The organism is Fuchsiella alkaliacetigena (assembly GCF_023227765.1).
In the GTDB taxonomy this organism is placed as follows: Bacteria; Bacillota; Halanaerobiia; order Halobacteroidales; family Acetohalobiaceae; genus Fuchsiella; species Fuchsiella alkaliacetigena.
This window is the reverse complement of record NZ_JALKBZ010000025.1, coordinates 1-13,163: the sequence shown is the minus strand read 5'-3', so window position 1 is coordinate 13,163 and position 13,163 is coordinate 1. Positions and strand designations below refer to the sequence as shown.

At 37.4% G+C, this 13,163-nt stretch carries 13 protein-coding genes; 4 read left to right on the top strand and 9 right to left on the bottom strand.

Annotated elements, in window-relative coordinates; genetic code table 11:
• Positions 1–48 precede the first annotated feature (48 nt).
• From MWH30_RS08415 to tyrS, 5 genes are all read right to left on the bottom strand, one after another.
• On the bottom strand, positions 49–1,038 hold the full coding sequence (locus MWH30_RS08415) for an AI-2E family transporter (RefSeq protein WP_248663629.1): 990 nt from the start codon (positions 1,036–1,038) through the stop codon (positions 49–51).
• A 50-nt stretch (positions 1,039–1,088) separates the two neighbouring features.
• Positions 1,089–1,427, bottom strand: coding sequence for a hypothetical protein (locus MWH30_RS08410; RefSeq protein ID WP_248663628.1), 339 nt, complete (start codon positions 1,425–1,427; stop codon positions 1,089–1,091).
• 3 nt (positions 1,428–1,430) lie between these two features.
• Positions 1,431–1,940, bottom strand: coding sequence for a PRC-barrel domain-containing protein (locus tag MWH30_RS08405; RefSeq protein WP_248663627.1), 510 nt, complete (start codon positions 1,938–1,940; stop codon positions 1,431–1,433).
• Positions 1,941–2,076: 136 nt separating this feature from the next.
• Complete coding sequence (gene yunB / locus MWH30_RS08400) at positions 2,077–2,718, bottom strand: sporulation protein YunB (protein ID WP_248663626.1); 642 nt, start codon at positions 2,716–2,718, stop codon at positions 2,077–2,079.
• A 58-nt stretch (positions 2,719–2,776) separates the two neighbouring features.
• The gene (gene tyrS / locus MWH30_RS08395; protein ID WP_282706261.1) at positions 2,777–3,991 is read right to left on the bottom strand and encodes a tyrosine--tRNA ligase; all 1,215 of its coding nucleotides are present in this window, start codon (positions 3,989–3,991) and stop codon (positions 2,777–2,779) included.
• Positions 3,992–4,282: 291 nt separating this feature from the next.
• Here tyrS and MWH30_RS08390 point away from each other — a divergent pair, with 291 nt between their 5' ends.
• On the top strand, positions 4,283–6,688 hold the full coding sequence (locus MWH30_RS08390; protein WP_248663625.1) for a transglycosylase domain-containing protein: 2,406 nt from the start codon (positions 4,283–4,285) through the stop codon (positions 6,686–6,688).
• Positions 6,689–6,776: 88 nt separating this feature from the next.
• Here MWH30_RS08390 and MWH30_RS08385 read toward each other — a convergent pair whose 3' ends face one another.
• From MWH30_RS08385 to MWH30_RS08370, 4 genes are all read right to left on the bottom strand, one after another.
• Positions 6,777–7,490, bottom strand: coding sequence for a TVP38/TMEM64 family protein (locus MWH30_RS08385; RefSeq protein ID WP_248663624.1), 714 nt, complete (start codon positions 7,488–7,490; stop codon positions 6,777–6,779).
• Between the two features lies 1 nt (position 7,491).
• Positions 7,492–7,827 carry a CGGC domain-containing protein gene (locus MWH30_RS08380; protein WP_248663623.1) on the bottom strand — a complete coding sequence of 112 codons (336 nt, stop codon included), beginning with the start codon at positions 7,825–7,827 and terminating at the stop codon, positions 7,492–7,494.
• Positions 7,827–8,237 (bottom strand): CGGC domain-containing protein, encoded by a 411-nt coding sequence (locus MWH30_RS08375; protein WP_248663622.1) that lies wholly within the window; start codon positions 8,235–8,237, stop codon positions 7,827–7,829. Before MWH30_RS08375 ends, MWH30_RS08380 begins: the two co-directional genes overlap by 1 nt.
• An 85-nt stretch (positions 8,238–8,322) precedes the next feature.
• Positions 8,323–8,748 carry a rhodanese-like domain-containing protein gene (locus MWH30_RS08370; RefSeq protein ID WP_248663621.1) on the bottom strand — a complete coding sequence of 142 codons (426 nt, stop codon included), beginning with the start codon at positions 8,746–8,748 and terminating at the stop codon, positions 8,323–8,325.
• A gap of 286 nt (positions 8,749–9,034) precedes the next feature.
• Here MWH30_RS08370 and MWH30_RS08365 point away from each other — a divergent pair, with 286 nt between their 5' ends.
• The 3 genes from MWH30_RS08365 (at position 9,035) to MWH30_RS08355 (ending at position 13,088) form a co-directional block, all read left to right on the top strand.
• Entirely contained in the window at positions 9,035–10,720 is a 1,686-nt protein-coding gene (locus MWH30_RS08365) for a 2-oxoacid:acceptor oxidoreductase subunit alpha (RefSeq protein ID WP_248663620.1), read from the top strand.
• On the top strand, positions 10,720–11,574 hold the full coding sequence (locus tag MWH30_RS08360; RefSeq protein ID WP_248663619.1) for a thiamine pyrophosphate-dependent enzyme: 855 nt from the start codon (positions 10,720–10,722) through the stop codon (positions 11,572–11,574). The genes MWH30_RS08365 and MWH30_RS08360 overlap by 1 nt, the downstream gene beginning before the upstream one ends.
• A gap of 185 nt (positions 11,575–11,759) precedes the next feature.
• The gene (locus tag MWH30_RS08355; protein ID WP_248663618.1) at positions 11,760–13,088 is read left to right on the top strand and encodes a flagellar cap protein FliD N-terminal domain-containing protein; all 1,329 of its coding nucleotides are present in this window, start codon (positions 11,760–11,762) and stop codon (positions 13,086–13,088) included.
• The last annotated feature ends 75 nt before the right edge of the window (positions 13,089–13,163 follow it).

Sequence of the window (13,163 nt, the reverse complement as noted above, 5' to 3'; positions counted from 1 at the left end):
CACAAATAACTTAATTTATATAATACTAGAAAAGAGCTATCTTGTCAACTAAACCAGCCTACTAATTAAGTGATCTATAAGCACCTTAACCACTGCTCCTATAGGGACAGCTACAAACATTCCTATTACTCCCAACAACTCTCCTCCAGCCAACAGAGAAAAGATAATTAAAGTTGGATGCAAACCTACTCTATCACCTACTATTTTCGGCGATATTAAGCTGCTTTCCAGCTGTTGAATCAAGACAAAAAAGACTACTACTGCAATAACTAGTTTAAACGAATCAAAAGAAGCTATAATAACCGCCGGAATAGTACCCATAATTGGTCCTAAATAAGGAATAATATTCATTATCCCTGCAAAAATACCGATAATTATATTAAACCTAATCCTTAAAAAGTATAATCCTAACACCGACAGCAGACCAATTAAAGCTGAAACCAATAGCTGTCCTTTTAAATAGTCCAAAAGTACCCGGTCGATCTTTTTCAAAAGAGTTTTAGTCTCCTGCCGCTGCTTTTTAGGAATTAAAGACCACAGACTGTCCTTAATACTTTCAATATCCTTGAGGATATAAAAGGCTAGAATCGGAGCTAAAACCAAACTGAGTATTCTAGACAAGGATAACAAGATCACTTCCGTAGTTCGCTCCACAAATCTTAAGGTAACCATCTCAATTCTGTTAATCATATTATCAAAAACTGATTTAATTGTAGGCGGTAAAGCAATTCTTTCGTAGCTTTGGTTTAAGTCTTCAATAAAACTCTGGATCTTGCTAACGTACTGAGGAAGCCGACCAGCTAAAGCATTTAACTCCTCTACCAACAAAGGAGCTATCAATAAGCTAGTCAGTAAAACTCCCCCACTCACCAAAAGAAAGATTAAAATTAAGGCCCAACTTCGTTTTAGCCCTCTATTTACCAGCCAATCAATAAAGGGTTCTATTAAGTAAACAATTACTACAGCTAAAATAAAGGGTAATAGAACCCTTCTCACTAAATACAAAAAGTAAATAACAGCTATTAAAACTAATAGCAAAAAGTATTTTCTTCTCTGCTTAGCATCTGTCAGGATTAATCAGTCCTTAATTAATGAGATTTTTCATCATTATCTAAATTATCCAGATGTTCTTGGATTATCTCCATCTGCTTTTCAATACCTGAATCCATCTCTGCTCCTATTTCATTATCAGTTTCTTTTTGCTGTTCTGCTTTAGAATTAGTTAAAGTTACCGAGTTATCATCTCTTTTCTTATCCAATACAGTAGACTCTTCCATTTTATCGTTCATTTTTTGCAAATAATTAGTAAAGCTTTCTACTCCTTTGGACATTACAGAGTCTTCCTTTTCCATAACAGTCATAATCAAAGCACTGGTTAAACCACCGACTAACATTCCTTCCCAAAATCTTCTGTTAAAAAAGTTCATTAATTAATCCTCCTTCATTTCAAATTGTTGATAGTTAGCTACATCTGGAACTACTACTACATCGTCTCCATACTTAAATTCATTTGAAGCACTTAAAATTCCCCGACCATTAATAATATCTTCTACTACTCCATCACTAATCTCATAACCATTAATCCGACCAGTACTCGGATTTAAAAATATATCGTCAATAACTCCCAAATCCTGACCTTGATTAGTTAAAACCGTAGAGCCCATCACCTTACCAGAACTACCGTCTAAATGTTCTACTTCTCCATCTAACTCCTCAATAACTGTTTCATCCTTAATTGTAACAGCATCCCGACCTATACTGTTGATCTTTTGATAAGGAATAACTTGCTCTTCTTTTAGCCATCCCTTACCAGTTAATACTAAACCTATAATCTGTTGTTTTTCGGGATCAAAAACTATATCTTCCACAACACCTATCTTCTCAGTATTTTTTAGATTGATCACCGGTAAATTCAGAATTTCATATCCTTTGTACTGCATATAATTACCTCCAAAGCTGAATCTATAACCATATTGTATCTGTTATTATATCCTGAAGTCTTAATTTATAAACAGAAAAAGAATTCCAAAAAGAAAAAAACTATGTAGCTAAAGCACTACATAGTCCTTATTTCTTTTATTCTATTTTGCTGAGCACACCTTCTTCTAAACCAACATAAACCTCCGGCACTTCACCTACTATAACTGCTTCGGTCAAAGGAACAGTAGTATGAACTTGAATATCATCACTCAAAAAAGGAATTATCACTCTAACTCTAGTAGTTACATCTAAATCAACTCTATGTCTAGTTTGATTAATTCCCGCTGACTGAAAATAATCAATAATCTTAGTATCTACCGAAGCATAGGGAATTAGTTCAGCAACCAGCTCAGGTGAATGCCTAGCTAAAACCTCAATTCCAAAAATCTGAGCAACTGGTAAAGCAACCGGCTGATGTCTCATCTTTCTTAAGTAATTTTGAATTTCTAAGGTAACCGTAGAAGAAACATCGTTAATCCGATTTACATCCGGTTGAATATAGGTAACATTTCCATGTTCATCGGTCTCAATAGTTATTAATTCATTATAATCGAATTCAGCAGAAACAGTATGCACAGCCTGATTGATCCTCATACTAGCTAAATTATTAACCTTAACCTTAGATATCTCTCGCAAAGCAGGTCGCAGTTTAGTCTCTATTAAAAAAACTGTTAACCAAGTCAGCAGTATAATTACTAACAAAGCTACAATTATAACTTTTTTAAAGGAGATATTCAACAAAAAAATCACCTCCTAATATTTTATGCATTAGCAGGTGATTATGTGCAAAGAATATTTAATTTAAAACTATTTTTGCAAAGCGCCTCTTGCCTATTTGAATTATCATTCCATCTGTGACAGCAATATCTTCATTTATCTGTTCATATTTTTGATCATCAATACTTACCGCTCCCTGCTTAATCATTCTCCGCGCCTGACTATTACTATCGACTAAACCGGTAGCAGCTACTAGCTTCACAATCCATAGTTCACCATCTTCTAAATCGTCCTCCGAAAGCTCTATTTCAGGAATATCATCGGGTAGTTCTCCTTTTTTAAATACATTTTCAAACTCTTGAGCTGCCTGTTGAGCTTGCTCTCCATCATAATACTTAGTTACTATAGTTGTAGCTAAGCGCTTTTTAACATCCATCGGGTGTAGTTCTCCACTTTCTAAACCGCTCTCAATCTCTGCTAACTCTGCTAAAGATACATCGGTTAGTAGCTTAAAGTAGCGAACTAATAATTTATCAGGAATAGACATCAGCTTACCGTACATTTCACTAGGCTTATCGGTAACCCCTACGTAATTATCCAAACTCTTACTCATCTTATTTTCACCGTCTAAGCCTTCCAAAATAGGCATAGTCATAATCACCTGTGACTCCTGCCCAGCTTCCTTTTGTAAGCGGCGACCAACTAATAAGTTAAACTTCTGATCAGTTCCACCTAGCTCCACATCGGCTTCAATAGCTACCGAATCGTAACCTTGCATTAAGGGATAAAAGAATTCATGAATACTAATTGGCTTATTATTTTGATATCTCTTAGCAAAATCATCTCTTTCTAACATCCTAGCTACTGTATAATTCGCAGCTAGCTCGATCACCTCCGCAAAGTTCATCTCCTTTAGCCAATCACTATTAAATACCACTTCAGTTTTATCTGCATCCAAAACCTTAAAGATCTGTTCTTTATAGGTCTTAGCATTCTCTAAAATCTCTTCTTCACTCAACTGCTCCCGAGCTTCAGACCTACCAGTGGGATCGCCTATTCGGCCAGTAAAATCTCCAATCAGCAAAACTACTTGATGACCTAAGTCCTGAAACTGCTTTAATTTTTGTAAGACTACAGTATGTCCTAAATGAATATCCGGTGCAGAAGGATCTAAGCCTAACTTAACCCTTAAAGGTCTATCTTTTTTTAGCTTTTCTATTAACTCTTCTTCAGAAATTAATTCCTCAACTCCGCGCTTAATAACTTTCAGCTCTTCTTCAATTTCTATATCCATAGTTTTTCCTCCTAAATTCAAAGTCTTTACTATAGCATTAATCTTAATAGTATTATCTTCACTAAATATGCTATAATATTATAACACAACCATAATCAAACATCAATAAATCATCTCGCCAAATTCCTAATATGACTATATATCTCACTAATTTTATGTTATAATGATTATGGATAAAAAACAGCTTGATTGTTTAACTTATATCTTGATTATTTGATTTATATAATGTATAAATAGTATTTAAGTGTAGTATATAATATAGCTAAGTTAGAATTTCAAAGGAGGATTTGTATGAATAGCAATAATTCCCGAAGACTAAAATTTATACTAGTTTCCGTTATTCTGTTAATTGCTGTTTTATCCGGGGCCCTAATAGGGGCTACTGCCTGGATTTTAAGAGGTACTCCCGATATATCCGATTACGGTCACTTACAACCTACTGGAAATACAAAAATATACTCTGCTGATGGTGAAGTGCTATCAAGACTTTATCAGCAAAATAGAGTCTATGCTTCTATAGATGAAATCCCCAATAGTCTACAACAAGCTATTATTTCTACTGAAGATATTCGTTTTTACGAACATTACGGTATAGATTTACGAGCTATTGGAAGAGCACTCTGGGTGGATATAATTGAAAGAAGGATTGCTCAAGGCGGAAGTACTATTACTCAACAGTTAGCTAGAAACGCTATGCTTACCTTAGATCAGACCTTTTATCGTAAGATTCAAGAAGCCTATTTGGCTATTCAATTTGAAAGAAAGTATACTAAAAACGAAATACTAGAGTTCTACTTAAATGAAATTTACTTAGGACACGATGTTTATGGAGTACGTACTGCTGCTAGATATTATTTCGATAAAGATATAGAGGACTTATCCTTAGCTGAAAGTGCCTTATTAGCCGGACTACCTAGGGCCCCTAATTACTATTCGCCTTATAATAATCCCGAGGCTGCTAAAAGAAGAAGAAATATAGTTTTAAGCCAGATGGAAAACTACGGCTTTATTAGCGCTGACGAAGCTGAAGCAGCCAAAGAAGCACCTGTTGAAACTGAAAGAGGAGTTGAAGAAATCGAAGAGGTTGCTCCTTATTTTGTGCGCCATGTTAGAGATCAGTTAATCTCTAAATTCGGAGCTCAAGCAGTATATAACGAAGGATTACAAGTTTATACCACTCTAGATTATGAAATGCAACAGCAAGCTGAAAAGATTGTTAACGAAGCTTTAGAAAGCTATATTCCTTCCGAAGATAGAAGTGAAGGAATGGGAGATATACAGCCTCAAATTGCAGTAACTACCATTGAAGCTCAAAGCGGGCATATTAAAACTATGATCGGCGGTCGAGGTGAGGATCAATATAATCGAGTTACCCAAGCTCATCGACAGCCTGGTTCAGCCTTTAAACCCTTTGTCTACGCTACAGCCATTAACCAGGGTTATTCGCCAGGCTCTATAATCGATGATACTCCTAAAACTTATACGGTGGATAATAATGAAAGAACTTGGACTCCTAGAAACTATAATGACGAATATCTAGGGCCCACCACTTTAAGAGTAGGCCTAGCTAGATCTGTTAATGTCATGGCCGTTAAACTATTAGATGAGGTAGGAATTGATAATACCTTCCAAACTGCTAGAAGTATGGGAATTGAAAGTTTAGTTAGGGAAGGAGATAGAAACGATAGAAATTTAGCTCTATCCTTAGGTGGAATTACTCGCGGCACTACGCCTTTAAGTATGGCCAGTGCTTATGGAGTTTTAGCTAACCAAGGTATTAGAACCGAGCCTATAGCTATTACTAAAGTTGAAGATAGCAACGGCAATGTATTAGTAGAAAATAAAACTAAACAGGAAATTATCTTCGAAGAAGAAACTAGTTATATGGTAACTGACATGTTGAGATCGGCTATTAGTCGGGGAGCTGATTTGGACCGTGGTCCCGACATGTGGGGTACCGGTTGGCGGGCTAACTTTGGCAGGCCAGCCGCTGGTAAAACCGGAACTTCTTCTAATAATGCCGATGCTTGGTTTGTAGGTTATACTCCAGATCTAGTTACCAGTCTCTGGATTGGTGAGGATAGCCCTAGAAAAATGGAATATAAGCTTAAAGACAGTGACGGCGAAGTTCTTAAGGATGATGATGGAAATCCAAGGACAGAAGTTATCTCCAGTTCCCATGCTTCTCGTTTATGGGGAGAATATATGGAAAAAATAACTAGTGATAGATCTGTAGAAGAGTTCTCCAGACCCGATAATATAATTACTAAACAGATCTGTAATAAAAGCGGAAAGCTACCTGGCGACTACTGTCCTGAACATACAATTGAAGAAGAAGTATTTATTGAAGGAACAGAACCTACAGAAGAATGTACTCTCCATCAACCTACTATAGAGGTTGAAGTTAACACTGAATCTGGTCTTTTAGCCACTGAACACTGTCCCGAGGATGAAGTAGAGGTCTATACCTATCAAGAAGAGACTGGAATCAGAGTAGATAGAGATGGAGTTCCTATTAGAAAGGTCGACCCAGAAACTAAAGTACCCCTAGAAGATGAAGAAGGTAATTACATTTATGAAAAGAAACCTGAAGAAATATGTACTAAGCATATGCCTGAAGACGAGCTGCAAAAACAGCTCGAAAGTAGAACTGACCGGATTAGAGATAGGTTCTGGGACTTCTTCAATCCAAACTAAAGCTTTATCTATAAACCATTAGCTAAAGAATATAGTTTTTTTGCAATAAGAAAGCCTCCTTTGTTTTGAAATAAAGGAGGCTTTTAACTTACTTGATTTCATTAATTATCTCACCATGGCTTTTTTCTAACCACTTAGGAATTAAAGAAATTATTACAAAAAAAACTCCAGCGATAGCTAAATACATAAAGGTACGACCTATATTTCCATCACCTTGAGCCAGGGCAGAAGCTGATAAAACATAGGCTATAGTTCCCGGCAACATACAACCCCAAGAAACAAAAAAGTAAGTACTTAACTTAATATCTGTTAATCCATAAGCATAGTTCTGTAAGTTAAAAGGAAAAATAGGTATTAAGCGGGTAATCATCAACATTCGCCAACCATTATCCTTAACCCCTTGATCTATTCTATTTAAATGCTGCTTATCCTTAATCCAGTCTTCAATTAAGTCTCGCGCTGCATAACGCCCAATTAAAAAAGCAGCAGTAGCTCCTAATGTAGAAGCTATGGAAGCATAAATCACAGCCTCCACAGGCGGAAAAGCAATCCCAGCTAAAACTCCTAAAGGCAAACCTGGTAAAAAGAAAATACAAGCTGCTATATAGATCAAAATATATACAATTGGAGCAGCTATACCGAAATCCTGAATCCAATTTTGAAGTCTATTTACATTATCTAAGTTTATATACTTCTGAACCCCTATATATCTAAGCAACAGAGCAATTACAATAATTATTACCCCTGTCACTACTAACTTCAATACCTTATTATTTTGCTTCTCCTTAGCTTCTGTACTCAATTTAAATTTCCTCCTTTGACCTATCCAAATAAATAAGCCTCTTCTTACCGATCGCTGATTCTACAGAGTCTAAAATATTATTATTCCAAGGACAGTTATCTGTCTGATTACTAATACAGTCTGCTAAACAAACTTTATCTACTCCTTCATCTTGAATCATTCTGCGGGCCCTAATAGCTATCTTCTTCCCCGGACAGCCCCCACAGGTAAGCACTCCAAACAAAGTAACCTTCTTAACTCCTGTTAAGTCTCCTGTCCTATCCTTAACAGCCTGCAAACAAGAAATTGCTCCACAAGTAGCCTCTTTATTTGCACAACGTATAATTCCTAATTTCATCAAATACTCATTCCCCTATTTAAAAAATTGCCTAGATTAAAACTTTTAATTCGATGCCAGATAATTTGATTAAAGGTCTCCTGATGAGTCCAGTCAATAATCTCTAAGCTTTGCTCTACTTCTTTTATCTTAGCTTTTAACTTATCAACGTGAGGACAGACGTAGCCAATGGGAGTACCTAGCTTAATACAAGAAGAAAAGATTATAGTATCTACTCCCGCCTCTACCATATTCTCTACACTTTCCTTGACCGTCTTGCCTGGACAGCCTCCACAGGTGCTGAGCGCTACAAACTCAATCTCCTCTTCTCTATCTGCTAAAGAGCCTTCTCGATTATCTATAAACTCCAAACAGTGACGACCACTACATACCTCTTCAGTCTGCAAACACCTAAGTAGTGCTAATTTCAACTTTTTGCCTCCTCTAACTATTAAATAGAGTGTAGGCTTTCTTCTTTTAAGGGGAGGAAGCCTACACTCAAAATTAATTCTCAAACTAGTTAGCTAATAGTTCTGGATAAGGCCAAGCACTCTGTCCATCCTCTAAAATATACATCCTGTCTGCAGCAATTCCTTGCTCTACTAAATAATCAATAGTTCCAGTAGCTCCGCCGCCGCCTCCAGGACAGATAACTATAATCGGGTCTTGAGAGGACTCAAGATCAGGCAAGACTGAATCTAACTTAGCTAAGTCTTCCTCTGACTGAGCTGGATAAGCATAAGTAGGAATAGCCCCCTCTATATGGTGCTCCTCAAACTCCTCTTCAACCTGAATATCTAATAAAATTAAAGACTCTCCCCCCTCCAAACTATCCTTTAATTCCTCGGCTGAATAGTACTGATAGTCTCCCCCTGTACCACAAGCCATCAACAATAACGACATCGACAGTAAAACAACTACCAAAAATACTCCTTTTTTCATAAATTAACCCCTCCTAGTATAAGTAAAACTTATTTCAAAAATAAGTCTAACTAATTAATTCTGCACTCAATTGATTTCTCCTCCTTCTAGTTATTATTTTTTGTTATATTTATTATAATCAAATCGAATAAATAAACTTTTCCTCAACAAAAGACGCTATTCAATAACTTAAAAGTAGAATTTTTTTATAAAAATCCATAATTATGTTAAAATGCACCTAAAAATTATTATATTAACAGGAAAATGTTTATTGATACAGAATTATAAAATAAAAGGAGGTAAGATTATGGATTTAAACGTAGTAATTGCAGGAGAAGCAGGACAAGGCCTGAAAACAGTAGAAGATATTTTAAATAAAACATTATTTGAAATGGGATATGATATCTACTCTACTAAAGACTATATGTCTCGAGTACGAGGTGGACATAACTTTATGAGTATCCGCTTTGGAGATGAAAGATTAACCGGGCCCGCCCAAAAAGAGGATATACTGATAGCTTTAAACGAAGAAAGCATTAAAGTACATCGTGACTTAGTAGTAGAAGAGGGAATTATTATCTATGATGGAGAAGTAGAAGTCGACAATAAAGAGCTGCTCTCTGTAGCAGCAAGCGATATTGCTCAAGAACTAGGAAATCCCAAAGTAGCTAATACAGTATTTATTGGTGCTTTATTAAAAGCACTAGGTCTATACTTAAAAACAACTGAAGAGGTATTAAAGGAGTACTTCGATAACGAGAAGATTATAAATATTAATCTCCAGGCCTTGAGAAAAGGATACGAACAAGTAGAGAAAAAAATTTCTTTACCCTTCGTAAATAAAGGAGGACAGATCTTAATCAACGGTAACCAAGCTCTCGGTTTAGGAGCCATATCCGCAGGAGTTAAGTTTTATGCTGGTTATCCGATGACTCCTTCTACTGGAGTAATGAACTATATAGCCAGTAAACAGGAGGAGCTAGGAATTGTAGTAGAACAAGCTGAAGATGAAATTGCTGCTATTAATATGGCTTTAGGAGCCTCCTACACAGGAGTCAGAGCTATGACTGGTACTTCTGGAGGTGGCTTTGCCTTAATGAGTGAAGGACTAGGCTTAGCTGGAATTACCGAGACGCCTTTAATAATTGCTGAAGTGCAACGACCCGGGCCCGCTACTGGTCTGCCCACTAGAACTGAACAGGCTGATTTGCAGTTCGTAATTAACGCCTCACAAGGAGAGTTTCCGTTAATCGTAGCTACCCCACGTAGTGTTGAAGACTGCTTTTATCAAACCTTCCGATCTTTCAATTTAGCCGATAAGTATCAGTTACCAGTGGTAGTCTTAAGCGATCAGTTTTTGGCCGATTCAACTATGAATGTAATTAGATTCAGTCATAGAGCTTTAGATATTCAACGAAAGCTAATTAATGAAGAAGAAGCAGAAAATATTAACAACTATCAGCGCTATAAGCTAACCGAAGATGGTATCTCACCGCGCGCCTACCCTGGACAGCTGGAGGATCAAGTAGTTCTAGTCGATAGTGATGAACACGATCAATTCGGTAATATTATTGAAGATGCTGAAACTAGAATTAAAATGGTAGATAAACGAGCTCAAAAAATGAAAACCATAACTAAAGAAGAATCATTAGAGCCTGAGTTTGCCGGCGAAAATGAAATAGATTATCTAATAGTCTGCTGGGGTTCTACTTACGGGCCAGCTCTGGAAGCCCAAAAAAGACTAGCTGCTGATGACTATGCAGTAGGACTACTGTCCTTTAATTATGTCTGGCCCTTTCCTACTGAAAAGTTGAATAAGTATGCTCCCGGAACTAAAATTGTAGTAGTAGAGGGAAATTCCACTGCTCAATTTGCCAGCCTATTGGAAAGCGAAAGCGATTTCACTAGCCATCATAATATTTTAAAGTACGATGGTCGTCCTTTCACTGGCACTGAAATCTATAATCGATTTATAAAAGAGGTGATTAAATAATGAGCATTAAAGAGCTATACCAAGGAGATAAGGAAACAGCCTGGTGTCCTGGCTGCGGCAATTTCGCTATTCGCAAAAGCTTAATCGAAGCCTTAAGCGAATTAGAGATCAAACCAACAGAGGTAGTAATGTTTACCGGGATCGGTCAAGCAGCTAAAATGCCTCATCACCTGCGAATTAATGGCTTTAATGGACTGCATGGTCGGGCCCTACCCCCAGCTATCGGTCAAAGAATCGCCAATCCTGAGCTAAAAACCATTGTCGAATCCGGCGAAGGTGATACCTACGGTGAAGGAGGTAACCACCTACTGCACAATATCCGTCGCAATCCGGATCTGGCCCATTTAGTTCACAATAATCAAGTCTACGGCTTAACCAAAGGACAGGCTTCGCCAACTAGTGAAGCCGATACCTCCACCCTTATTCAACCGCAAGGGGTGACTGCTGAACCCTTTAATCCAATTAAGTTCGCAGTAGCAATGGAGGCTAGCTTTGTAGCCCGCAGCTTCAGCGGCGATACCGAACACTTAAAGAAGACGATTAAAGCAGCGCTAGAACATCCTGGTTATGCCCTAGTAGACATTCTTCAACCCTGTGTTTCCTTTAATAAGGTAAACACCCTACAATGGTACCAAGAGAGAGTCTATCAGCTAGAAGACGACTACGATCCTTATGACTATTCAACTGCCCTAAAACGAGCTGAAGAATGGGGAGCTAAAATTCCCATTGGAATTATCTATAAACAGGAAAAGACTATTTTTAAAGACCGTTTTCCTCAACTAGACGAGGCTCCATTAGTAGAAAAGGACTTCGATACTGAAAAATTAGAAGACCTTTTAGTTGACTTTGAGTGAAAAACTTGAAAGTAAAAGCAGGCCTATATAGACCTGCTCTTTTACCACTACTAATTTAATTTTCTTTACTCAAACCCGGCAGTTGAATTCAACTGCCGGGTTTTATATATATTCAATATTGTATTGATTTTTTTCAAAAAACACTTTATAATATAAGTAAGAAATTTCAAAAGGAGGGGATAACTATGGTACAAGGCATAGGCTCAACTGGAAACCCATCCCCGTTATTTAATCAAAATATATCCCAGCAACAACTTTTACAACAGATAACTCAAGCTAATATTAGCAATCGTTTAGCCAATATGAGTTTTGAAGCACCACAACAGCAGCGTGGGCTTTCAATTAGCGATTCCCTTGATTTTGCTCGCGATTTTCGCACTACCTTTGGTGAACTAAGGGATACAGCAGCTGAGTTAACTATTCCCAGCGCAGACACCGCTTTAGAAGATTCAGTATTTGCAGCCAGAACAGCTGAAGTAAGTGATCCTGAAATAGCCGAAGCAACTGTAGACACCGAAGCCGTACGGGGAGAGTTCACTTTGGAAGTTGAAGAGCTAGCAACTGCCCAGGAAGAGCTTTCAACGGCTATTGAAGCCGAAGAAACAGCAGGAGAATTCCTCGGTATTGAGGAAGAAGAGGAGTTTACCTTTAGCATTGAACAGGATGGTATAGAAGAAGAATTCACTGTGAATTTAGACGCTGATACTGAAATGCAAGCCGCTCTAGAACAGATTACCGAAGAAATCGAAGCAGCCGAATTAGATATTACTGCTGAGGTAATTGAAGTGGAAGATGATCAAGTACAGCTACAACTTAGCGCTGCTGAAGTAGGTACTGCCCAGGAATTCACTATTGAAGATATAGAAGGAGAATTAATCGAAGAACTAAACTTAGAAACTATTCAAGAAGCCCAAGATACTCAAGTAGAAATCAGTGATTTCAGTGAAGAGGAAATTGAAGTTCAAGGCGACCAGATTTTAATTGATGATGAAAGGATAGAGATTGAAGCCTTAGATATAGGAACTACGGATATCGAAGTTGAAAGCGATATTGAAGCTATTCAAACTGGAATTGAAGAGTTTGCAGGTGCTTTTAATGAAGCTTTAGAACTTACTCAAGACCAAAGAGTTAATGGCGACTTAGACCAGCTACGAAGTAGGCTGATGGGCCCGGCTCAATTTAGCAGCAGTAGACTAAGAGATATAGGTATTGAAGTAGATAGAGAAGAAGGATTAAGCATAGATCAAGATAGACTAACTAGCAGTTTAGAGGAAGATATAGAAACTGTAGAAAGAGAAATAGGAGGTAGAATAGGCTTAGCTGCCCAAACAGAGCTCAGAGCAGAAGAAGCCTTAAGGACTCCCCCCTCTCAGTTTATGGAAGCTAGAGCTGAACAAGAAGAGCTAGATAGTCTTTTTGAACTGGCTAATTTCAATATATATAATCAAGCCGGAAGATTCACCTCACCCTTTGGCTTTGCTCAGCAAGGACTCTTAATTGACTTCTTTCTTTAAACCCGAGTTCGACACTTACTAGGTAAACAGACCCCACGCAAACACTTATTATAGCAGTGTTTACGAAGGATTAGA